Origin of the sequence: Streptomyces sp. NPDC016469 (assembly GCF_040632905.1) — a bacterium.
Taxonomy (GTDB): Bacteria; Actinomycetota; Actinomycetes; order Streptomycetales; family Streptomycetaceae; genus Streptomyces.
Genome location: NZ_JBEYCQ010000032.1, coordinates 25164 through 46740, shown reverse-complemented (window position 1 = coordinate 46740; position 21577 = coordinate 25164). Strand labels below are relative to the sequence as shown.

Annotated in this window: 22 protein-coding genes; 14 read left to right on the top strand and 8 right to left on the bottom strand. The window is 67.3% G+C overall.

The genetic code is table 11. From position 1 onward, the window contains the following. Positions 1–325: 325 nt before the first annotated feature. Both ABZ565_RS29140 and ABZ565_RS29135 read left to right on the top strand, forming a co-directional pair. Entirely contained in the window at positions 326–631 is a 306-nt protein-coding gene (locus ABZ565_RS29140; RefSeq protein ID WP_361033203.1) for a DUF6247 family protein, read from the top strand. Next, the gene (locus ABZ565_RS29135; protein WP_361033201.1) at positions 628–888 is read left to right on the top strand and encodes a hypothetical protein; all 261 of its coding nucleotides are present in this window, start codon (positions 628–630) and stop codon (positions 886–888) included. The genes ABZ565_RS29140 and ABZ565_RS29135 overlap by 4 nt, the downstream gene beginning before the upstream one ends. Positions 889–1240: 352 nt before the next feature. On the opposite strand, the gene ABZ565_RS29130 is transcribed toward ABZ565_RS29135, so the two are convergent. From ABZ565_RS29130 to ABZ565_RS29120, 3 genes are all read right to left on the bottom strand, one after another. Beyond that, complete coding sequence (locus ABZ565_RS29130; protein WP_361033198.1) at positions 1241–1960, bottom strand: hypothetical protein; 720 nt, start codon at positions 1958–1960, stop codon at positions 1241–1243. Next, positions 1957–2469 carry a hypothetical protein gene (locus ABZ565_RS29125; protein WP_361033195.1) on the bottom strand — a complete coding sequence of 171 codons (513 nt, stop codon included), beginning with the start codon at positions 2467–2469 and terminating at the stop codon, positions 1957–1959. Before ABZ565_RS29125 ends, ABZ565_RS29130 begins: the two co-directional genes overlap by 4 nt. 220 nt (positions 2470–2689) lie before the next feature. Further along, entirely contained in the window at positions 2690–2896 is a 207-nt protein-coding gene (locus tag ABZ565_RS29120) for a hypothetical protein (RefSeq protein ID WP_361033192.1), read from the bottom strand. A gap of 1108 nt (positions 2897–4004) precedes the next feature. Between ABZ565_RS29120 and ABZ565_RS29115 the strand changes: the two genes are divergently transcribed. The 7 genes from ABZ565_RS29115 (at position 4005) to ABZ565_RS29085 (ending at position 10266) form a co-directional block, all read left to right on the top strand. Continuing rightward, positions 4005–5537 carry a phage/plasmid primase, P4 family gene (locus tag ABZ565_RS29115; RefSeq protein ID WP_361033189.1) on the top strand — a complete coding sequence of 511 codons (1533 nt, stop codon included), beginning with the start codon at positions 4005–4007 and terminating at the stop codon, positions 5535–5537. 151 nt (positions 5538–5688) lie between these two features. Next, positions 5689–6078, top strand: coding sequence for a DUF6009 family protein (locus ABZ565_RS29110; RefSeq protein WP_361033186.1), 390 nt, complete (start codon positions 5689–5691; stop codon positions 6076–6078). A gap of 245 nt (positions 6079–6323) precedes the next feature. Next, complete coding sequence (locus ABZ565_RS29105) at positions 6324–6602, top strand: hypothetical protein (RefSeq protein ID WP_361033183.1); 279 nt, start codon at positions 6324–6326, stop codon at positions 6600–6602. Positions 6603–6617: 15 nt separating this feature from the next. Further along, positions 6618–7139: a hypothetical protein gene (locus ABZ565_RS29100; protein ID WP_361033180.1), complete on the top strand. Its 522-nt coding sequence runs from the start codon at positions 6618–6620 to the stop codon at positions 7137–7139. Positions 7140–7684: 545 nt separating this feature from the next. Continuing rightward, positions 7685–8944 (top strand): IS21 family transposase, encoded by a 1260-nt coding sequence (gene istA / locus ABZ565_RS29095; protein WP_361033177.1) that lies wholly within the window; start codon positions 7685–7687, stop codon positions 8942–8944. Beyond that, positions 8941–9756 (top strand): IS21-like element helper ATPase IstB, encoded by an 816-nt coding sequence (gene istB, locus ABZ565_RS29090; protein WP_361033174.1) that lies wholly within the window; start codon positions 8941–8943, stop codon positions 9754–9756. The genes istA and istB overlap by 4 nt, the downstream gene beginning before the upstream one ends. A gap of 36 nt (positions 9757–9792) precedes the next feature. After that, entirely contained in the window at positions 9793–10266 is a 474-nt protein-coding gene (locus tag ABZ565_RS29085; protein WP_361033171.1) for an AAA family ATPase, read from the top strand. A gap of 36 nt (positions 10267–10302) precedes the next feature. On the opposite strand, the gene ABZ565_RS29080 is transcribed toward ABZ565_RS29085, so the two are convergent. From ABZ565_RS29080 to ABZ565_RS29060, 5 genes are read right to left on the bottom strand one after another with little or no spacing between them, the layout of a single operon-like run. After that, entirely contained in the window at positions 10303–11286 is a 984-nt protein-coding gene (locus tag ABZ565_RS29080) for a DegT/DnrJ/EryC1/StrS family aminotransferase (protein ID WP_361033168.1), read from the bottom strand. Further along, on the bottom strand, positions 11283–12245 hold the full coding sequence (locus ABZ565_RS29075; protein WP_361033165.1) for a phosphotransferase: 963 nt from the start codon (positions 12243–12245) through the stop codon (positions 11283–11285). The genes ABZ565_RS29080 and ABZ565_RS29075 overlap by 4 nt, the downstream gene beginning before the upstream one ends. Further along, on the bottom strand, positions 12242–13936 hold the full coding sequence (locus ABZ565_RS29070) for a carbamoyltransferase C-terminal domain-containing protein (RefSeq protein ID WP_361033163.1): 1695 nt from the start codon (positions 13934–13936) through the stop codon (positions 12242–12244). Before ABZ565_RS29070 ends, ABZ565_RS29075 begins: the two co-directional genes overlap by 4 nt. 5 nt (positions 13937–13941) lie before the next feature. Beyond that, on the bottom strand, positions 13942–15024 hold the full coding sequence (locus ABZ565_RS29065; protein ID WP_361033160.1) for a hypothetical protein: 1083 nt from the start codon (positions 15022–15024) through the stop codon (positions 13942–13944). Between the two features lie 5 nt (positions 15025–15029). Next, on the bottom strand, positions 15030–15311 hold the full coding sequence (locus tag ABZ565_RS29060; RefSeq protein WP_361033157.1) for a hypothetical protein: 282 nt from the start codon (positions 15309–15311) through the stop codon (positions 15030–15032). Between the two features lie 41 nt (positions 15312–15352). Here ABZ565_RS29060 and ABZ565_RS29055 point away from each other — a divergent pair, with 41 nt between their 5' ends. From ABZ565_RS29055 to ABZ565_RS29035, 5 genes are all read left to right on the top strand, one after another. Further along, positions 15353–15838, top strand: coding sequence for a winged helix-turn-helix domain-containing protein (locus ABZ565_RS29055; RefSeq protein WP_361033154.1), 486 nt, complete (start codon positions 15353–15355; stop codon positions 15836–15838). Between the two features lie 50 nt (positions 15839–15888). Next, positions 15889–16419, top strand: coding sequence for a transposase (locus ABZ565_RS29050; protein ID WP_361033323.1), 531 nt, complete (start codon positions 15889–15891; stop codon positions 16417–16419). 831 nt (positions 16420–17250) lie between these two features. Then, positions 17251–18687, top strand: a complete 1437-nt coding sequence (locus tag ABZ565_RS29045; protein ID WP_361033320.1) for a glycosyltransferase — start codon at positions 17251–17253, stop codon at positions 18685–18687. 63 nt (positions 18688–18750) lie between these two features. Further along, complete coding sequence (locus ABZ565_RS29040) at positions 18751–20250, top strand: DUF6056 family protein (RefSeq protein WP_361033151.1); 1500 nt, start codon at positions 18751–18753, stop codon at positions 20248–20250. A 1103-nt stretch (positions 20251–21353) separates the two neighbouring features. Beyond that, positions 21354–21569, top strand: coding sequence for a M20/M25/M40 family metallo-hydrolase (locus tag ABZ565_RS29035; RefSeq protein ID WP_361033148.1), 216 nt, complete (start codon positions 21354–21356; stop codon positions 21567–21569). The last annotated feature ends 8 nt before the right edge of the window (positions 21570–21577 follow it).

The window sequence follows — 21577 nt, the reverse complement described above, 5'->3', positions numbered from 1 at the left end:
AGCCGTGGTTCGAAGCGGCGGTCGTGCCGGGATGTGCGAGTCGTGGGCGAACACACCGAGAACCAGGAGCACGGCGTCGAACCTGCGCGGACGTCGCTCACCGCGGCCCGCGCCCGGGAAATGAGGGCAGGGCTGCGCAAGGCCGTTTGGCGCTCCGTGGCGGTCCTCGCCGCGCACGCCGCCCGCGTCCGGTTCCCCCTGCTACCTGCTCTCGGTCTCGCATAGGAACGGCCCTCGCCCCGCCCGGCACGGAAACAGCGAGACCCAGGCCAAAGTTCCCTCTACTGCGCGTACCGTGAAGGGAACTACCTGCCGGGAGGACGAGATGAGCGCACAGCCCGACCACGCACCCATCACGCCGTACGCCCCCGCGCCGGGAGCGCCGGCAGAACTCCTTGCCCAGCTGCGCGCCAGCAGGCGTGCGAGCACATGGGTGCCGGCCTTCGAACAGGAGTGGGCGGCCGCTCTCGAAGAATCACGGCGTACGTTCTCCCTCGCCGGCCTGTACAAGGTCATCCAGGACTGGCAGGGCCGCATCGCGCACGCCCCGGCCGTCGACGCGTTCGTCGCCTCCGGTTACGACGACAGCGACGCCATCGACCTGGCGGAACTTCGCAGGCGGTGCAGGTGAGCGGACAGCCGTACGCGGTGCGCGTCTCCGCCGCGGCCGCCAAGGTCCTCGGCGCCCTGCCCGACCACGCCGAAGACACCGCGTGGGACATCCTGACTGCGGCCGCCGACAACCCGTGGGTCTTCCCGCAGTTCGACGCGGACGACCAAGAGGGCGAAGACGTCCGCTACGCAGCCGTCGGCCAGCTCTCCCTGACTTACTGGATCAACCGGCACCGGCACAGCTTGACGGTCCTCAACATCGTCTGGCTCGGGTAGCAACATACGCTTTCATCCGCGCGCCTTGCTCGGCCAGGGTGGCTGCTGCTCGCTTCCGACAGAGCCTGAACCTTCAAGGACGCCGGCCTCGATCTGGGCGACTGCCTCACTGGCCACCCGGACGACGCCGAGCTCCTGGTCGACGATGCCGTCCGGCGTGCCCGCGCGGGACGCAGTCGCGGGTTCGGTCCCGTTCAGTCCCGTACGGAGAAACTCCAGGTCAGCTAGGGCGACCCGATCGTTCACGGGACTGACGGGACTGAATCTGTCAGTTATTACCTCTACGGAGTCGGACCGCACGCCGGCCGCAGTCCAGCTCTTGGATCAGGGCCCGCCGGATGCGCCGGCGTGGTCAGCGCAGGTGTTCCTGGGGCGAGGTGAGGACGTCGCCGCGCGGGGTTGGCTGTCCGGTGTCCTTGGTGAAGTGCAGCCACGCGCTCAGCGCCGCCTGCAGTTCGACCACTGCCGCCCGGTCGAGGCCCTCGCCCGTCGGTCCGACGTGTAGCCGCACGCCCTGACCGGTCACCGTCCATCCGACGGGGCGCTGCCGGGCCGGGGTGAGCGCGGACCCGTGCTCAAGGGTGCGCAGCATCGCGGCGACGCGGGGCGGTAGCTCTTTCCTGCGGGGTGCCCAGGCGACGTGTTCGGGCCGGGAGGCCAGACCGAGTTCTGCACGGAAGGCGGTGATGGCCGCTTCAAGGGACTGTGGGGTGGTGGGCGCTGCGCCGATGAATGCCTCGAACAACGCCCGGAGTGCTGCCGGGGTCAGCTCCTGGTCCTCGTCGAAGGTCAGACGCACGACCGCCGGCGGAATGAGGATCCGGGTGTAGCCGTTCGTCGTGTACGTGGCGTGGTGCTTGCGCAGGTCGGCGATGGGGCGGGCGAGAGGGTGCTCGCCCTGGAACGCCGGGATGCGGGTGCTCAGCGCAAGGGACTGCTCGGGGCGGGACAGGCGCGCCCGCTTTCCGTAGATGCCCTGGGCTCGGTACAGGACGGCGGCCTGGGTCACCAGGACGGTCACCTGCCGGGTTGTGGTGTCGTTGCCCAGCCGGAATCCCACGGTCAGCGTCATGTCTGCGCGGTGGCGTGGTGGTCGGCGGCCGCGATCTGGTCGTCCAGCCAGATGACAGCGGACGGGTCGCCCTGGCCTCGGCCGGCTGCCAGGTTCCCCAGAGCTTCGGAGATGGCCCGGCCGACGCGGCGTCCGATGCCGCGTTCGAGATCGGTGTACAGGATGCCCTGCACCTCGAAGCACCAGTGCAGAATCGCAGCGAGGGACGAGCCTCCGAGAGGAACGGTGACGACACCGTCAGCGCTGGTGGTGATCTCATCCCCGGTGGCCGGGCGGAATGCGTCCGGGCGGTACCTGTTCTGGCGCTCGCGCCAGTGCTTGGCCCCTTCCTGCAAGTAGTCCCAGGTGGTGGTGTGGCAGCGGATCCGGATCACGCCGATACCGGCTGCCTTTGCCACTTCATCGGCGCAATCACGGCGTCCGGGCCAGGGGTCTGCCTCTGCCGCTCTTGCCTGTGCGGGGACAGTGCGGCGATCTGCGTTGTTGCGCCGCTTGCTCAGAATGCCCACGACGTCTCTCCTCCGAAATGCCATCACTATGTGACCGTGTGTTGTTGGCCGGTCACTGGTCCGGAGACGACCGTACGACGCGTCCGATCATCGGCGGGGAGGTTTCGCGGACTCTGTCCGACATCGGTGTCCACCGTGGCGCATTGACTTCCCGCTCCCTGGAGGAGGGCTGGTGCTGCCAGGGCAAGCTACGACCTGAAGGTCAACAAGCCCTGGATGCTCAGTCTTCGGGCGGGTAGTTGGGCACATCGACCTGCTGCACCTGGAGGTCGATGATCCACTCCGCCAGGAGCCTCCTGCTGTCGCGCAGCGCCACCACTCGGGCGAGCAGGTCGGCGGGCCTCGCAGACCCGACCGCGGCTACTTCGTCCCGGAGCCGTTCGGCATCGGACACGAGCACCAGCGCCAGGGCGCGCACGTCATCCACCGACCGGTGCGAAGGCTCGGCCCCCATTCCTTCGCTCACCCCCTCTCAACGCGCGGGCCGCACCCCGGACACGGCTCTGTCCTCCCGGAACGGCTCCGCTTGGGCGGGCTCCCGGTACCGGCGTCCTCGACGTGAACGCGCGGCAGGACCAGGAGGTGGCCGGCGTTGACGCACGGCGTGGAGAGCGAGCTTCACCACGGCGGCCACCCGCCCTTCCGCCCTCATCGGTCCTCGTTCGAGCGGGGTTCGGCGACGCTGTCGAGGTCCAGGGCTCGGTGCTTGATGTTCTACCGGAAGCCGCGTGCCGGTGCTGTGCTGGCCGTGGCTCCGACCTGACCTGTTCAGCAAGCAGTCCCCCGTCCGGGGCTGACGGGACTGAGTGCTCCAGGTTCAGAGGCTTGCGGTCGGCCGCGGCGTTCTCGGTCCCGTGCCGTGTTCAGTCCCGTGGCGTGTTCAGTCCCGTACGGAGAAAGACCAGGTCAGCGGCGGTGACTCTATCTTTCACGGGACTGACGGGACTGAACCTGTCAGTTATCACCTACATATGTACTGTCGTGTACACGCGGGCGCGCGCATATAAAAGAGTGCTCTACGTAGCTTATAACTGACGGCTTCAGTCCCGTCAGTCCCGTTGGGCAAGCCCTTGAGTCGCTGACCTGCGTAAATGTGCAACGGGGCTGAAGCCCACGGCGGCTGACGGGACTGAACTCTCACAGGAGGCCGGCGCGCGGGCCCGGCTTGCGGGACTGACGGGACTCAAGTTCCGGGACACGAGAGCAGAAGCTCTTCAAGGGGCGGGGAGTGGACTACGCTCTGCATCGCAATGCCGACAACTCAGTCCCGTCAGTCCCGTTGAACCCGTCCCTCCCCGTGGGCCGGGTGACGGCCGGGTGTGGACTGGGCGATGTGGTCCCGCACGTATTCGACAAGGACAGCCGTTGTTCCGTCAGCCCCCGAGCCCGTCGACGGTTCCCGCCGCGCTGAACGACGGCGCCTACGACTGGGAACGCCTCTTGGACGGGCTCCCGGCCCCGGCCTTCGGTGGCAGGGCTGTCCGATGCGTGTCGTACGTGCGGGCCGACTGCCGAGCCCATCTTCGAGGACGGTCATGAACGCCGAGCCGGCGGGTTTCGACGCGCAGAGCGCAGCCCAGCAGATCCTCGACCTGGCGGTGGCGCAGCCGTTGCTGCCGGCCCAGCAGTCCGACGCCCGGTACGCGGCCCCTGACGCGGGGGTGCTGCCGGACGCGCTGACCGATCGCGGGAACGCGAAGCTGTTCGCCCGCCTCTACGCCGATCAGTTCCGCTACGTGGTCGGCATGGGCTGGCACTCGTGGGACGAGTACCGGTGGAAGCTGACCGGCGGCGAGGAGGCCGCGGTCTGGGCGGCCGGTGACATGGCGGAGACCTTCGCCGACACCGATCCGAAGGGCCGGTTCAGCAGCCGCGACCTTGCCGCGCACCGCAGGCGCTCGGAGTCGACGGCCGGCGTGAAGGCCATGCTCTTCCAGGCCCAGGCTGCCCCCGGCATGCGCATGGACCCCCAGGTCCTGGACGGCGACATCTACTCCCTGTGCACGCCGGGCGGGGTCGTGGACCTTCGTACCGGCAAGCTCAGCGACCCGAACCCGCTGAGCGACATGCACTCGCGCGCCACCCAGGTCGCCCCCAGGACCATGCCGATCCCGCGCTGGCAGCGGTTCCTGAGCGACACCTTCGGCCGGGACGAGCGGGGACTGGAGACCACCAACTTCCTCCACGTCCTGCTCGGCTACTCCATCACCGGCGACGTCGGCGCCCAGGTCCTGCCCTTCCTCTACGGGACGGGCGCCAACGGCAAGTCGGTCCTGCTCGAAGTCATCACCCAGATCCTCGGCGACTACGCGAACGCCGCCCCACCGGGCTTCCTGATGGAGAAGGGAAAGTTCGCCGAACACAGCACAGAGCTCACCGAACTCCACGGCCGGCGGATCGTGGTGTGCAGCGAGCTCAAGCAGAACGACAAGTTCAACGAGTCCCGCGTCAAGCTCCTGACCGGCGGCGACCGCATCACCGCCCGCCGCATGCGGCAGGACTTCATGACCTTCGCCCCGACACACAAGCTGTGGCTGCTAGGCAACCACCGCCCCGAAGTCGGCACCGGCGGCCACGCGTTCTGGCGCCGCATCCGCCTCATCCCCTTCGAGCGCACCGTCCCGAACGAAATGAAGATCGACAACCTCGCCGCTGAACTCGTCCAGGACGAGGGCCCCGGCATCCTGCAGTGGCTCATCGACGGCGCCCGCCGCTACCTCAGCACCCGCGACCCGCTGACCGGCCCCGACTCCGTACGCGTGGCGACCGCTGCGTACGAGACGACCGAGGACCACATCGGCCGCTTCCTGTCCGAGCTCTGCACCCGAGGCACCGACGGCCGCCCGAACCCGGAGCTGCGGGTGGAGCAGAAACTCCTGTACGAGGTCTACGGCCGCTGGTGCTCGGAGGAGATGATCCGCCCCTCCACGAGCCGGGCCTTCGCGGCGCGCATCCGCCAGGAACTCGGCCTGGCCTCGCCCGCCGACATGATCAAGAACAATGCGACCAAGCTCTACCCCGGCCTCGCCCTCCTCGCCGAGGCCAGCGACGGGCAAGGAACACCGTGATGACGACGACTGGCACCCCCAGGCCGCGGGAAGAACAGCCGTACGATGGAGGGTGCCCTCCACAGCAGTTCCGCTCGCCCCACCGAAAACGGGGCAGTATGAACGCAGCATCTGCCGGCGGGCACCCGGCCGCAGACCACCAGGAGGCGACATGAGCGCGATGCCACGGGAAGGCGATCTCGCCCAGGAAGCCGAAATCGTCTGGCTGGAGAGCACCGAGGACCTCGACTACGTCCGCCAGGCCCTCGACAAGGTCACCACCCGCCGCGGCAAGCCCCGCTACGAACGCGGCGGCCGGCTCGTCGGCTACAGCAACCTCGTACCCAAGGCGCGGGCGCTGCCGGACAGCGGCCTGTTCGTCCGCCGAACGTTCTTCCTCCTGCCCCATGACCGCCCCAACCAGCCCGAAGACGCCGACGGCCCCTACGCGGTCGGCTCCCCCCTCGAAGCCGTCGACCCCCGGACCATCGACGTGGGCAAGACCGGTGCCAAGACGCCCCGCTCCCAGGCCACCGCAGAGATACAGGCCGCCTCTTCCTGAAGCAGCACGCCGCCGAGTCACCGGGGCTGTGACGCCCGGCTTTTGGTCTGCCCGGCGGGCAGTCCCCTTGTCCTCGATCCGGCTCCGGGCGTGGTACGGCTGAGGTGCGCCGTCGACCGGCGACCGGCTTGAGCCCCCCCTGGCGCCGGAGCAAAGGCGACCTGCCGCAAAACCTATATCCCCTCAATTACAGCAGCTCAGTGCCTACTTGGACGGCTGTCAGTCGTGTGTGGGAGCGTGGGGGCATGACGAACTCGCCGTTCTCCGCCGTCGACTACACCGGCGCGCCGCTTCGCGTTGGCCAAGATGTCGCCTTCATCGCAGAGCGAGATGGCCATGTGGGTCGGCCTCGCCTGTATACCAGCGAGGTCAGGCTGGTCGGCGAGGAGCAGATTGTCATCGAGTCGGGGGCAAGGTTTTTCACGATGCAGGGGCAGGACATGAGGGGACAGATGGAGGAGGATGTCGTGATCTACTTCGAAGTCATGGGACATCCCTTGGTCGCGACACAGGCTTCGGACTGATTCGGAGCCGCGATCGTGGAAGGGTTTCTCGACGGTCTGGGCCGCGCGCTCAGCGATCAGAACTGGCACGCTGCTCTGGTGATGAGCCTGACGCTGCCGGACATCTGTGTGAAGGCCTCCGACCTCAGCAAGAAGACAAACCGCCACAAGTATGCGACCTGGTTCGATGAGAATGTGGGCCATAAGTACACAAGCGCATGGCCTCTCGCGCCGGGCGAGAAGCCGCATGTCTTTCTCTCCGGGTACGACTGTTACGCCTTGCGGTGCGCAATGCTTCACGCCGGGTCTGCTGACATAACGGGTCAGGAAGTCCGTAGGGCCCTGGAGAGTTTCCACTTTTGCACTCCGGGGGTTCGGGACAACCGCTGGCACAACGTGCAGAGAGACGGCGCCCTACTCCTCATGGTTGATCAGTTCGCGCAGGACATGCTTGAAGCCGCGCACGTTTGGTGGGGAGCACTGGATCCAAACCGTCGCGATTTGGCACGAGACACTCACCTGACCTTGCTGGACTCTGATCGACTGACCTCGTTCTGAGCACGACGCGCTGTGTAGCTCAGGTGCGGCACCGCCTTCTTTTCTGGGCACCGTCGTGGACGGCAGCGCCTGACAGCTGGGGCCGGTCCGATCGCCCGTACCGGCCCCAGCTGTCAGGCGCATCCCTGCAAGGCATAGGCCACGCACGTAGCGTGGTGGCAAGGTCGCCCCCGTAAAGCGGTCACTCCGTGCCTTGGGCCGGAGCGGGAGAAGGCCGGTCTTCCCGCGCTGTAAGGACCGTGTCGACGAAATCCCGTACGAGCGTCGTGACCTCGGACGCCGTGACGTCCTTGGTCCAGAGACTGGCCGCGTGCCAGCCGCTGCACTCCAGCTGAAACCGATAGATACCGCGGGTGTGCTCCCCCTCACGAACGTACGGCAGTCGGCGGCAGCGGCCATGCCGCTCGGTCTTCTCCAGGTGCGTGCGGACGATATCCAGGTGGAAGCGTCGCGGCAGGGTCTGCTGTTCGAGGCAGCTGTGTCGCCGGTTCGTGAAAACTGACCCCCTAGCGATCCTTGAAAGTTGACCCCCCGACGCTAGGGAGGTGCTGAAAGTGGAGGACTGGGCAGAGATACGCCGGCTGCATCGAGCTGAGGGTGTGCCCATCAAGGAGATAGCCCGTCGGATGGGTGTGGCCCGCAACACCGTACGGGCGGCGCTGGCGTCCGACCGGCCGCCGAAGTACGAGAGGCCCGCTCGCGGATCGGTGGCCGACGAGTTCGAGCCGCAGATCCGGGCGCTGCTGCACGACTACCCGCGGATGCCCGCACCGGTGGTCGCCGAGCGGATCGGCTGGCCGTACTCGTTGTCTCCGTTGAAGAAGAAGCTGGCGGCCATCCGGCCGGAGTACGTCGGCATCGATCCGGCTGACCGCACGGTCTACGAGCCGGGCCAGATCACGCAGTGCGACCTGTGGTTCCCCGAGACGCGGATCCCGGTCACGGCCGGCCAGGAGCGGATGCTGCCGGTGCTGGTGATGACGCTCGGGTTCTCCCGGTTCACCACCGCGACGATGATCCCGTCCCGTCAGGCCGGGGACATCCTGGCCGGGATGTGGCTGGGGATCTCCGGGATCGGCCGCGTCACCAAGACGCTGGTCTGGGACCGGGAGTCGGCGATCGGCGGGACCGGGAAGGTGTCGGTGCCGGCTGCGACGTTCGCCGGGACCCTGGCGACACAGATCAGACTGGCGCCGCCGCGGGATCCGGAGTTCAAGGGCATGGTGGAGCGGAACAACCAGTTCCTGGAGACCAGTTTCCTGCCCGGCCGACGGTTCGCCTCGCCCTCGGACTTCAACGAGCAGTTGACCGACTGGCTCATGAAGGCCAACGCCCGCACCGTCCGCTCGATCACCGGGCGGCCGGTGGACCTGCTGGCGACCGACTACCGGTCGATGACCCCGCTGCCGCCGGTCGGCCCGGCCGTCGGACTGAGCCACCGGATCCGTCTGGGTCGGGACTACTACGTCCGGCTGGACACCGTCGACTACTCCGTGGACCCGCGGGTGATCGGCAAACTCGTCGACGTCACCGCAACCGCAGACACCGTCACCGCGTTCTGCGACGGCCAGATCGTGGCCCGGCATACCAGGTCGTGGGCAAAGGCCCAGACGGTGACCGACCCGGCCCACGCCGCCACCGCCGCGGCGATGCGCGCGGCCCTGGCCCACGACCGGCAACGCCGCGCGGCCGCCACCCGCTTCCACACCGACGGCCATGCCGTCGCGCTGCGGTCGCTGCCGGACTACGACGCTCTGTTCGGGGTCGACTTCACCCATCCATCACAGAAAGCGAGCACGCAGTGACAACCACCAAGGCGAAACCCGGCATCACGAGCGGAACCAAGGACGGGATGCCGTCGATGATCGCCTACCTGACGCGGGTGCTGAAGACCCCGACGATCGGCGCGTTCTGGGAGGAGTTGGCCGAGCAGGCCCGAGACCAGAACTGGTCCCACGAGGAGTACCTCGCCGCGCTGCTGCAGCGCCAGGTCGCCGACCGGGAGTCCAAGGGCACGGTGATGCGCATCCGCACCGCCCACTTCCCGCAGGTCAAGACCCTGGAGGACTTCAACCTCGACCACCTGCCCTCACTGCGCCGCGACGTGCTGGCGCATCTGGCGACCGGCACCTTCGTGGCGAAGGCCGAGAACGTGATCCTGCTGGGGCCGCCAGGCTTGGGCAAGACCCACCTGGCGATCGGACTCGGGGTGAAGGCCGCGCACGCCGGCTACTCGGTGCTGTTCGACACCGCCAGCAACTGGATCGCCCGGCTGGCCACCGCGCACCAGGCCGGCAGGCTGGAGGCCGAGCTGAAGAAGATCCGCCGCTACAAGCTGATCATTATTGATGAGGTCGGCTACATCCCGTTCGATCAGGACGCGGCGAACCTGTTCTTCCAGCTTGTCGCATCCCGCTACGAACAGGGCTCGATCATGGTCACCTCGAACCTGCCGTTCGGACGGTGGGGAGAGACCTTCTCCGACGACGTCGTGGCCGCCGCGATGATCGACCGCCTCGTCCACCACGCCGAGGTCCTGACCCTCACCGGCGATTCCTACCGAACCCGCCAGCGGCGCGAGCTGCTGGCCAAGGAGAACCGCGCGGGTCACGGCTGACCACGGCCGCTGCGGCAACTCCCATAGCCTCAGAGCATGACGAAGGTCTTGATCACCGGCATGTCGGGAACCGGCAAATCGACGGCACTGGAGCACCTGCACTCGCGCGGGCACCGCACGGTCGACACCGACACAGATACCTGGAGCCAGTGGGTGACGCTGCCAGACGGGTCCACCGACTGGATCTGGCGCGATCAGGCCATCACCGACCTCCTCACCGGCCATGGCACCAGCACCCTGTTCGTCGCCGGCTGCAAGACCAACCAAGGACAGTTCTATCCGCTGTTCGACCACATTGTGCTCCTCAGCGCTCCCGCGGAAGTGCTGCTGACCCGCATCGCAGCACGGACCAACAACCCATACGGCAAGCGGCCCGAAGAACGTGACGCCGTCATGGACTACCTGGCCACCGTCGAGCCACTACTGAGGGCGACCGCGACCGCCGAGATCGACGCCACCGCGCCGATCGAGCGCGTCGTCCAGCAGTTGGAAGAACTCGCCGAGCCTTAACCCGGGGACGACCGTCCCGGGTAACGAAGATCGGGGTCAACTTTCCGGGACCCGCAAAGGGTCAGTTTTCGCGAGGCGTTGACAGTTGCCGAACGCTTCGGCATCGAGAGTGAACGCCAGAGAGAACCGGCCGTGTCTGGATACCCGTGAGTCGAGATCGGCGGGCACAGGCCGCAACCCCGGCACGCCGGACAGCGCGCTGGTGAGGAAGGCCGCGCCCTTCGTCTTCGCTGCGAGCTGGTAGTCCAGGCGTTCAAGCTGGACGCCCAGTACGGCGGACTGGAACTCGCTGAGCCGCAGGTTCCAGCCCAGTTCGGGGTGGTGACCGGCGACGCCGAGGGGACGGCCGTGATCGCGTAGCGATGCGATACGTGCTGCGAGCCCACTGTCCCGCGTGACGACCGCTCCACCCTCGCCGGCGGAGATGCTCTTCGTACTGGCGAAGCTGAACACGCCGACCCTGCCCAGCGAACCGGTGTGAGCGCCGTTCCAGGTCGCGCCGAGAGACTGGGCGCAGTCCTCGACGATCGGGACACCACGTTCGGCGGCGATCCGCCCGAGACGGTCCATGTCTGCCGGGTGCCCGCCCAGGTGAACTGCGATGATCGCCTTCGTCTTCTCACTGATCGCGGCTTCCACGGACGAGGGGTCGATCGTGTGGGTATCAGGGGCGATGTCCGCGAACACCGGCACGGCGCCGAGCACGGACACCGCGGTGGCCGTCGCCACATAGGTCATGGCGGGGACGACGACCTCGTCACCGGCCCGGACTCCCAGAGCTCTCAGGGCGATCATCAGCCCGGCAGTGCCGCTCGAGACCACCGCCACGTGCGGCACACCGAGGTACTCGCCGAGCGCCCTTTCGAACGCCTCACCTTGCGATCCGCTGTGGATCCCGCCCCACCGGCGGCTGGCGAGGACACCGGCAAGCGCACCGAGCTCCCTCTGGTCGGACTGCGGCCAGGGCTGGAAGGCGCGGGTCCGTATGGGCGGCCCGCCGTAGAGGGCGAGGGTGGTCACGGCTGAACCTCCTTGGCGACCCCGCGTAGGAGGCCGCTGTGCTCGATGATCCAGGTCAACTGCTGGTGGCGGGCCCGCGCGAATGCCGGCATGCCGCGGATCTCGCCCTCGGGCGTGGTGAAGGTGCGCGTCTCCGCCGCCTGAACGGTGAGGTAGAGGTCGATCATGATTGACCGGTCCGTCGCGGGGATCGGAGCGACGGCCTGATAGGCGTTCAGATAATCCCGGAACGTCGAGCCCAGCAGGTGCGCGGACAGGCGTGGGCTGATGCAGGCCATGAAGGCCCGGACGATCTCATAGGGCCGCGGGAAGCGGGAGACTTGATCGAAGTCGATGAACAGGCAACGGTCCGGGCTGCGCGTGATGAGCAGGTTGTCCGGACGTGCGTCGCCGTGCACCCAGCTTCGGGGCATGACAGCCAGCGACTGCGCGTCGAGCCCGAACTCCGCGAGGATCTTGATCCGCCAGTCGATCGCTTCCCGGCTGGCTGCATCGTCAGTCTGCCGCCGGATCCGCTCCAGGTCTACTGCGGGAGGGTCGGGCAGCTGAAGGAAGTCGGCGCAAGGGCTCTGCGGGCTGAAGTCTTCGAAGTGGTTGTGCAGGTCGGCGAGCGCGGAGGCAAAGGCAGCCGGCTCAGCCCGCTCCGCCTGATCGACGTACTCGGCCACGGTGTACGTGGCGTCGGCGACCTGGGCGGTCCATCGGCCATCTCGCGTGAGCCGCAGGGGCGGGGCGAGGCCGGCCCGGGCCGCGTGCTGGTGTGCCTGAGCCGCGAGTTGAACGCGTGCCGGGTCGAACCGCCGATTGAACCGTTTGACGACGAGCAGCCCATGGGCCGTGGGAACCACGACGGACTGTCCGACATGCCCAGCGGGAAGCAGCCGGGCAGGTCCGCTCGCCTGCAATCCGTACTGGCTCAGGCACGCGGACAGCTCCGTCGCGCCCATCGTCGTCGTCACTTCGTCAGCACCCGATTCCCCATGACGAGGACGTCCAGTCCCGAAGAATAGAAGGTGCGGATCGCGTCCTGGGGGCTGCACACGATCGGTTCCTCTGCCAGGTTGAACGAGGTGTTGAGGACCGCGCCGACGCCCGTGCGGTCACGGAATCTCGTGATCAGCCGGTGGAAGAGCGGATTGGTGTCCACGGTCACGGTCTGCGGCCTGGCGGTGCCGTCGACGTGGACCGCGGCCGGGATGAGGCTCCGCGCCTCGTCCCGCACCGGCAGCGTGCGCTCCATGAAGTACACCGCCGGTTCCGGGCCGAAGTAGATGGCGAAATCCTCGGCGAGTACGGCCGGGGCGAAGGGCCGCCATGGCTCACGGAACTTCACTGCGTTGTTCACCTGGTCACGCATGCCCACGCTGCGGGGATCAGCGAGGATGGAGCGGTTCCCCATCGCGCGCTGCCCGAGTTCCATGCTTCCCTGGAACCAGCCGGTGATCTTCCCCTCGGCCAGAGCGTGTGCAGCGGCATCGGCCGGGTCGTCCACAGCCGGTGCGCGGAGCTTGGCCCGGGACAGTGCCTCGTCGATCGCGGTCTGCTCAAAGGAGGGGCCGTAGTAGTTGTGCTCCATAGCCGGACCGCGCTCGCCCTCAGACAGGACGCAGTGCGCGTACAGGGCCGCGCCGATAGAGGTGCCGCTGTCGTCGGGGCAGCTTGAGATGAAGACCTCGTCGAACGGCGTCGAGGACGTGATCTTCCCGTTGAAGACGGAATTCATGAACGTCCCTCCGCCCACGGCAACCCTCCTCATCCCTGTCTTCTGGTGCAGGTCGGTGAGAAGGTACTGGAGGGCGTCCTCCAGCACATGCTGGACGGCCGCGGCGATGTCATGGTGCCGGGCGGTGATGGGTTCGTCCGGCCAGCGCGGCGGCCCGAAGCGGTGGACGAACGCCTCGCTCACGGCACCGCGCGAGGGACGAAGGTAGTAGCCGAAGTAGTTGAGGTCGAGGCGGATCGTGCCGTCCTTGAAGTCGACGAGGTCCCGGAGCAGCTTGTAGGCGCTGCTGCTGGGGTCTCCGTAGGCGGCCAGCCCCATCACCTTCCACTCGTCCCGGTCGATCCGGAAGCCCAGATACTGGGTGACCGCTCCGTACAGCAGCCCTACCGAGTGGGGGTAGGGGATGGTGTCCATCGTGGTGAAGGAGTTGCGGTTCCCGACGGCGCGCAGCGCGGTGCAGTCCTCGCCCCGGCCATCGACGGTCAGTACGGCGGCCGACTCGAAGGGGGAGAGGAAGAAGGCGTTCGCCGCGTGTGCGTCATGGTGGTAGACGTAGTCGATGGTCAGCGGCTCACCGGGAGTCTGCAGGATCTGCGTGGCACACCCTTGATACGGCGCGTCCAGCAGAGCGGCGAGGTTGTTCGGGATCGAGTAGAGCCCTTCGGGATGCCAGCGTGCGCGTCCGGCATAGCGGCCGTCGGGCACGCTCAAGTCGATCGTCGGGTTCGTGCTCACCGCGATCCGGTCCACGCCACGCAGACCGTCTGGGACGGTGGACAGGCAGTACTCGATCGCGCGGGCGGGGAAGTCGCGCGAGTGCTTGCGCCGGGTGAAGCGTTCTTCCGCCGCTGCCGCCACCACGTGTCCGTCCTCGATCAGCGCGGCCGAGGAGATGTGCAGATCGCTGGCGATTCCGAGAATGCGCATCTTCCTTATCCCTCCACCGACACGCGGCATACCAGGTCTTCGATCACTCGGCTCGTCAGCGGGCCCGCGGCCGGCGGTTGGATCAGCCGGTACGCGGGAACCTGCGGAATCCGCAGCTCGGTCTCGCTCGCTGTCCAGGCCAAGGCAGCCTGCTGGGGGAAGACGTCGGCTGGACGGCGCAGCAGGTTGTGCGTCCACAGCGTCCGGCGTTCGTCATCGCTGAGCCTCTCCAGACGCGGTGTGACCGCCTCTGAATCAACGTACGGTTCGATGGCCAGGCCGAGACGACACCGAGGCGTCACCGTGCTGTCTGCCGCGGCGGCCAACTCCTGCGGGCGTATCCCCAGACGCGTCTCCAAGTCATCGCGGTGGGCTTCGACGCCGCCGAACCGCTGCGACCACCGGCGCGTGAGAGAGGTCCGCAGTGGGCCGTCGCCCAGGGCCAGTACGCTGCCCGCACGGATCCCGATCTGAATGGGGAAGCCGAGAGCGTCGTCGGCGTCCGAGTCGGCGTCCTGGACGAGGGCGAACTTGTCGTTGCCCACGAGTACGGCTTCGAGGCTGTCCAGGCAGTGCAGCAGCAGCGTCGTCTTGCCGGCCATCCGCCTCCCGACCAAGGCCACGCCCACCCCGTGCAGCGTGAAACACGCCGCGTGGAAGAACGGGCAGCCGTCCCCGAGGAGTGCGCGAAGTACGAGCGCGCGCAGTATCCGGACCGCCACCAGCTTGGGCTCGTCCCTGGTGGCTGCCGCCAGGAACAGATGGACCGTCGAGTGCGTGTCATCCACGAAGCAGACCGTGTCCGGTGCGGTGGGCAGCATCGCTCGGCGCAGGGGAGGTGTGAGCCGGGCGTCCTTGGCCGAGCCGATCCGTTCCGGGTGCGCGTCATGAATGACAAGCCGTGCTCTGGCCGGGGAATCTCCTCGCTCGAAGAAGCCTTCGGTGTACCACGCCACGTAGTCGACGACCGGTGACGGAGCGAGGATCTCAACCCCAGCCCTCTCGAGGCCGAAACGGTCTCGGCGAAGGGAAGTGGAGGGGCGTCGTGCCCAGTCGTCCAGATCGTTGACCGACAGGCTGTCCTGCACGGATGTCACCTCTCGATCAGGTAGGCGCCGCCGTTGACCAAGTCGGCCACCTGCCCCTCCAAATGATCGATCCCGCTGGTCGCCGCGACCTGCTTCGCTTCTGCCAGAAGACGGTTCGACCGGTTCTTGAACGGGTCGCACACCTTGGGGCAGATCACCGGGAGCTGGCTGCGCAGCTGTCGGCGCAGCGCGCCTTCCCAGACCGTCGCGAAGGACTCCTCCAGCGCGCTGCCGTAGCTGAAGCCGCCGGGCCGGGGGTGGTACTGAGATTGAACTCGTGAAGTCATAGGGGCTGACGTGTGGTGTCTGCCTGCGGTATCACCGAGGGATGAGGTATCCACAGGGTGGCGGGCTGACCGCTGAACGGCAGTGCAAGCGCGAGGAGTTACGGCTTCAAGCGGCGGTGCGTTTCGCCCGGGGCGAGGGCAGTTCGGCGATCGCCAGGGATCTGCGGGTCAGCGTCCGATCGGTCCAGCGGTGGCGTCAGGCGTGGGCCGAGGGCGGACCGCGATCCCTGCGATCGCAGGGGCCGGCATCACTGCCGCGTCTGAACGAGAAGCAGTTCGCCCAGTTGGAGTCGGAGCTGGCCAAGGGGCCGGCCGCGCACGGCTGGGAGGACCAGCGCTGGACTCTGAGCCGTGTGAAGACGGTGATCGGACGGCGCTTCCACCTCACTTACACGATCCAGGGTGTACGCAAGCTGTTGGTGCGTAACGGCTGGTCCTGCCAGGTTCCGGCCCGTCGTGCCATGGAGCGCGATGACGACGCGGTGGCCGGGTGGGTCAAGGAGGTGTGGCGCCGCGCGGAAGGCTAGCGGCGGCTCGTGGAGCCTGGCTGGTCTTCGAGGACGAGGCTGGCTTCTCCATGACGCCGTCGCAGGCAAGGACCTGGTCCCAGCGCGGCCGGACCCCGGTGGTGCGGGTCCGTGGCCGCTCTCGCAGACGCATATCGATCGCCGCGCTGACCTGTTACAAACCGGGCCACCGATCCCGGCTGATCTACCGGCCGCGACGAGACGACGGCCGGCGCGACGAGCGCAAGAGCTTCTCCTGGCGCGACTACCGCGATCTTCTGATCGCAGCCCACCAGCAGCTCGGCGGTCCGATCGTCCTCATCTGGGACAACCTCAACGTGCACAAAGCCAAAGGTCTGCGGGAGTTCGCCGCCTCCCGGGACTGGCTCACCATCCTCTACCTGCCGCCCTACGCTCCCGACCTCAATCCGGTCGAGGGCATCTGGTCCCTGCTACGTCGCGGCTGGCTCTCCAACATCGCCTTCTCCACGCCAGAACATCTGATCCGCACCGTCCGGAGCGGCCTACGGCACATCCAGTACCGCAGCAACCTCATCGACGGCTGCCTCACCGAGACCGGCCTGACCATGAGATCGGCATGACGACACCACGAGTTCAATCTCAGTAGTTGCCTTCGAGGACGACTTCCAGCGCGGTCCAGGTCAGCCGGTAACCGGGATGCCCGCACAGACTACGGCGTCCCTAAATGCCGTCGTCGCCGATAAGCGCGAGGCTGTCAGCACGGCCTGCGCCCTCGTGGCCGACCTCCTTGCCGACAACCGATGGCTCCGAGAGGCGCCAGGTAAATAGGCAGGAAGAAGGGCCTGCGCCGATCTCTCGCCGTGCGCCCAGTGAGCGGCGACGGGAGAGGTATGGGCAGCAGTGAGCAAGCCGAGGCGGTGCAGTGCCACCGATGAGGCGAGGCTGATGAGCGTTCATGACCTCAGACGAGGGCTGCCGGTGAGCTCTCCGGAGTCAGGCCGGTGAGCGAGGCCGCGAGAAGGCGTCCGAGCTGATGCGGGCGTGTGCGCAATTAGAGTTTTTCCTGTCCACGGCTCGTGCGGTGCTCGGCCGGCGGGATCAATCGCGGCGATTTCGATGGCTGGATAGTGGCCTGTTAAAGGCCCTTCCTCTCTCCAGTGTCTATCATTCGGCTTCCCCCATAGCGCTTCTACTCTTCTTCTGATGTCTGTACTGGATGACATCCCGGATGTAATCGCAGCAAGAGGCGGACATTCCAGCGGCAGCGCTCCCCAAGGATTTCCTTGGTCGATCTGCATGGCATTAATATTTTCTTCGGATGTTCGGAAGTTGGAGCGCTGCGCGTGATCCCGATCCGTCGCCTCGCCGCGTTCCTTCCGTGCACGCTTTACCATGCTGCGGGAATAGGATGCGGGTTCATTGCCCTTTTGACTGCTTCCGTTGGGGGTTGGGTGAGGGACTGTCAACTTTCCGTCGTGGTGCCATGCTTTAACGAGGAGCAGGCTGTCGGTGTTTTCCATCGGACGCTGGTCGATGTGCTCGAACCGACGGGCGAGAGTTTCGAGGTCTGTTATGTGGACGACGGCAGCGAGGACCTCACCCGTACTCGGCTGGCGTCCTTGGCATCCACCGATGTACGGGTGCGCTTCATCGCTTTCAGTCGCAACTTCGGTAAAGAGGCTGCGATGCTGGCCGGGCTGCGGATGAGTCGCGGTGAGTCGGTGGTCCTCATGGACGCCGACCTTCAGCACCCTCCCGACCTCGTACCGCGCATGCTGGAGTTGCAGCGGCACGGCTACGACCAAGTCGTCGCCCGCCGAGACCGTGCGGGCGAGGGGTTGGTAAGGTCGTTCCTCAGCCGCTCCTATTACCGCATCATGGGTCACTTCATGGACGTGTCCGTGGTCGACGGCGAAGGGGACTTCCGGTTGCTGTCGCGCCGCGCCGTGGACAGCGTGCTCACCCTCCCCGAATCGAACCGCTTCTCCAAGGGCATCTTCTCCTGGATCGGCTTCGACACCATCAGCTTCACCTATCACAACGCCGAGCGAGTGGCGGGGCGTTCCAAATGGGGCGGCAGACGCCTGCTCAACTACGGCATCGACGGACTGCTCTCCTTCAACAGTCGCCCGCTGCGCCTCGCCATCTACGCCGGTCTGCTGCTCGCCCTGACCGCGGCGGCATACGCTGCATGGATCGTTGCGGGCGTGGCGCGCGGCGGCGTCGGAATTCCCGGGTACGCGAGTCTGCTGACAGCCGTGGTGGCCCTCGGTGGAATCCAGCTCGTCACGCTCGGGATCGTCGGCGAGTACGTCGGGCGCATCTACTGTGAGACGAAGAACCGGCCGCACTACCTCATCCGTGAATCAAGTGTCCACCCGGATCCACCGGTCCCACCGAAACCGCCGGTGCTCTCCCGGGGCAGCGCCTCGAGTTCCTCCGGCCCGATGAGGTTCCGTACCCTGCGCCAGTTCTTCACCTTTGCGGTGATCGGTGTTGTCAATACCATCGTCTACCTGGCGGTATACGCGGCACTCAACCACTGGATCCCCTACCTGGCCTCCCACGTCATCGGATACTGCATCAGCATCGTTGGGTCCTTCCTTCTCAACTCGTTCATCACTCTGCGGATCAAGCCGACTTGGCGCTCCTTCCTGCGCTATCCGCTGTCGAGCCTCGTCAACCTCGTACTCTCCGGTGTCCTGCTCTATATCGGTGTGAGCCATCTCGGCATTGGAAAGAACATCGCCGCGCTCGGAGCAGGGATCCTCGCGACACCGTTCTCCTTCCTCGTCGCTCGGTGGGCCATTACCTCGGGTGCTGCCGCCTCCTTGGCACCGGAGACCGGTCAGGTCTCCGACACCCGAGCAGGAACGACTGGCGACTGACAAGACGCCGCGCCACACCGCAGCACGCAAACAGCGGCATCGAAACGAAGGGGACCGAGCAGCATGACCGCAGAAACACCGAAAGCGGCGGGAACCCCACGGCCCCCGGGCACTGCGGCCCAGCAGACCCGTCGCGCAACCGGACGCAAGTTCGGGGCTCCCTTCTGGGCGGCCGTCCTGGCCGTCTTCCCGCTGGGACTGCTGGGCGCGGCGATGTGGATCGGCCGGCTGGTACGGCCCGGCGGAGACGACTGGTGCTTTCTGCCTGTGCTGCGGGACGACGGGGTCGCGGGGATGATCGGGAAGTTCTACCTCCACGACAACGGACGCATCGCGAACGCTCTGATGGTCGCGGCGTACGGGGCCTTCGGCGTGGCTGGCCACCAGTGGTTCGCCGCCGTCAGCGGAGTACTGATCCTGGCGGCCGTGTGGGCGCTGGTCGCCGCCGCCCTGCGGCGTGCCGGGCGAACCGCCCCACGCGGCATCCCGCTGCTCACCACATCAATGATCGTGGCGGTATTCCTCTTCTCCACCCCGAACACATACAAGACGTACTACTGGCCCGCCTCCTCCGTCTCCCACACACTCGCCCCCGCCCTGGCCGCCGCGGCGGTGATCCCGTTCCTGCGCGCCCGGACCCGCCGCGGACACACGATCGCCCTCTGCGTCTGCGCACTGGCGGGCCTGTTCATCGGCACCCTTTCCGAAGGAACCGCGATCACCGCGGGCGTCCTGCTCTGCACCGTGCTGCTCCTCAGCTTCCGCTCGCCGCCCGGACTGGAACGCACCCGCACCCGCCGTTGGTGCGGCGTCGCGCTCGCCGCCCTGCTCCTGGCGGGAATCATCCTCTACACGTCACCCGGCTCCCGCGCACGCCGTTCCCGATTCAATACCGGTGCCACCTCCATGACCGAGCCTCAGTCGCTCGGCGCCGCGCTGCGCACTTTCAGTGACATCCTGGGAACCGTCGTGACCACCTGGACCTACCTCGGCGCCCTGGCTGTGGGCGTACTGCTCGGCGTCCTGCTACGTGCTGCCGACGCGCGCACCGACGGCCCCCAGCTCAGTCGGCCATTCCTCCCCGCTGCGGCAGGTGCGGCCGCCCTCCTGGTGGCCGGATACCTCTGCACCCTCATCACGCTGCCCGCCTTCCGCCACAACCTGATGACGTATGGCACCCGCACCTGGAACGACTACCTCTTCGTGTACGTACTGCTCCTCACGGCAGTCGGCGCCCTGCTTGGCAGAGCCCTGCGGGACGTCTCTGGATATGCCGCCGCTTTCACGGTTGGGGCTGCGCTGCTGTGCGTGGCCACGTGCGTGGGGCTCGCCATTCCCCTGCTCGGACTCGAGCGGGACATGGCCGCCCGAGCAGCTCACTGGGACAAGCAGGACCAGGTCCTGCGGGAAGGCGCACAACAGGGCGCCGAAGTACTGCCCTATGTCCCCGCGTCCGTGGGGCACATGCGAGACCCCTTCGGCAACCACGGTCGCAAGCTGTGGCCCGCCACCTGCGTGGCCGACTTCTACCACCTGAAGCGGATCACCTACGCGACAGACTGACCCGGCTCGGCCACCATGCCACAAAGGGCTCGGTCTACCACCGGCTGCCCGCCGGGTGCCAGGTCGGCTCAGGCCGCAGAGGTGCACACGGGCGCAGGACCAAGCGCGGATACATGGCTGCCAAGTTGTCTGGAACAAACGGAGGGCACCGGATTCGGCACGCCTGTATGCGTCACCAGGCCGTGGAAGGACTCCCTGTTCCGGTACACCGTCCTGCTGACCGGGATAGGGAGACCCCTCCGACAGCAACTCTGGGGAAACCCTCATACCCGGCGGCCCACGCCCCCCGCCCTCCGGACCGCGCCCGGACATTCCCGCGATCACGCCGTTGTGAGGCGGCACGCGTATCGAAGGCGGTTTTGTCCTCGCAGCCCCCGGCTGGGGGCTGCGAGGACCTGTGCGACGAGGCCGTCTACGCCGTCGCTCCCGGCCGCGAGGGCGACGACGCGGCCCTCCTCCTCGCCCGCGCCAGGTCCTGCAGGGACGCCGCGGCCTGCTGGGAACCGCCGCCGGAGCCGCGCTTCGCAGGCACCGTCCCGGGAGCTGGCGAGCGGGCAGCTGGCGGCTTGCGGAACTGACCGATGCCACAGAGCTCATCGTCAGCGAACGTGTCACCGACGCTGTCCGCCATGGCAAGCAGTCCCTGACCTTGCGTGCTGATGGCCACCAACCGGGAACTGTTCCGAGTTCACCGGCGGGGGCAGCACCTGGCCACCGTGCGGCTGGCCGTGGAGACCGTCGAGGGCGGCCGGCGCCTCTTCCTAGTCATGCACCTCGCCACCGCTGGGGGACACGCGACGAGGCACGGGGGAAGACCGTCTGGGCGAGTCAGCTTAAGAGGCGTGGGCACCTGGCTCCGGCTTTGCGACAAGTCCGGTTGAAGGCGCGTGCCGCAGGACCCAGTTCGCGGGACACGGCCGCACGGCCCACCGGACATGAGCGCATGAGCGACACGGACAACAGCGGCGACGTCCCGGCAGCATCCCTTCTGCTCGTGAGACTGCCCGGGCGGAGGACCTTGCGGACCTCTAACGGGATTTGTCTACCCGAACTCTCCTTCGCGGTGACCCGCACCGCCGGCCCCGATCGGCTGCGCGGGCTGAATGGACGTCACCACCGGTCTCGGCCGCACAGGCGTCGTCGGTGTCCTGGACAACGGCGACGGCCCCCAGCTCCTGCTGCGCGCCGACTTCGACGGCCTTCCCGTCATGGAACAGACCGGTCTGCCGTACGCCAGCGAGACTGCGGGCGTGATGCACGCCTGCTGTCACGACATGAACGTCAACTGCCCGCTGGGCGCGCTGGACCTGCGGGCCTAGGGCAGAGC

Excerpts from the sequence above, each read along its gene's own strand:
- ABZ565_RS29070 (WP_361033163.1), bottom strand. The coding sequence starts at position 13,936 with ATGCGCATTCTCGGAATCGCCAGCGATCTGCACATCTCCTCGGCCGCG.
- ABZ565_RS29110 (WP_361033186.1), top strand. The coding sequence starts at position 5,689 with ATGAGCGCGATGCCACGGGAAGGCGATCTCGCCCAGGAAGCCGAAATC.
- ABZ565_RS29115 (WP_361033189.1), top strand. The coding sequence starts at position 4,005 with ATGAACGCCGAGCCGGCGGGTTTCGACGCGCAGAGCGCAGCCCAGCAG.
- ABZ565_RS29130 (WP_361033198.1), bottom strand. The coding sequence starts at position 1,960 with ATGACGCTGACCGTGGGATTCCGGCTGGGCAACGACACCACAACCCGG.
- ABZ565_RS29060 (WP_361033157.1), bottom strand. The coding sequence starts at position 15,311 with ATGACTTCACGAGTTCAATCTCAGTACCACCCCCGGCCCGGCGGCTTC.
- ABZ565_RS29140 (WP_361033203.1), top strand. The coding sequence starts at position 326 with ATGAGCGCACAGCCCGACCACGCACCCATCACGCCGTACGCCCCCGCG.
- ABZ565_RS29105 (WP_361033183.1), top strand. The coding sequence starts at position 6,324 with ATGACGAACTCGCCGTTCTCCGCCGTCGACTACACCGGCGCGCCGCTT.
- ABZ565_RS29035 (WP_361033148.1), top strand. The coding sequence starts at position 21,354 with ATGGACGTCACCACCGGTCTCGGCCGCACAGGCGTCGTCGGTGTCCTG.
- ABZ565_RS29050 (WP_361033323.1), top strand. The coding sequence starts at position 15,889 with ATGACGCCGTCGCAGGCAAGGACCTGGTCCCAGCGCGGCCGGACCCCG.
- ABZ565_RS29055 (WP_361033154.1), top strand. The coding sequence starts at position 15,353 with ATGAGGTATCCACAGGGTGGCGGGCTGACCGCTGAACGGCAGTGCAAG.
- ABZ565_RS29085 (WP_361033171.1), top strand. The coding sequence starts at position 9,793 with ATGACGAAGGTCTTGATCACCGGCATGTCGGGAACCGGCAAATCGACG.
- ABZ565_RS29040 (WP_361033151.1), top strand. The coding sequence starts at position 18,751 with ATGACCGCAGAAACACCGAAAGCGGCGGGAACCCCACGGCCCCCGGGC.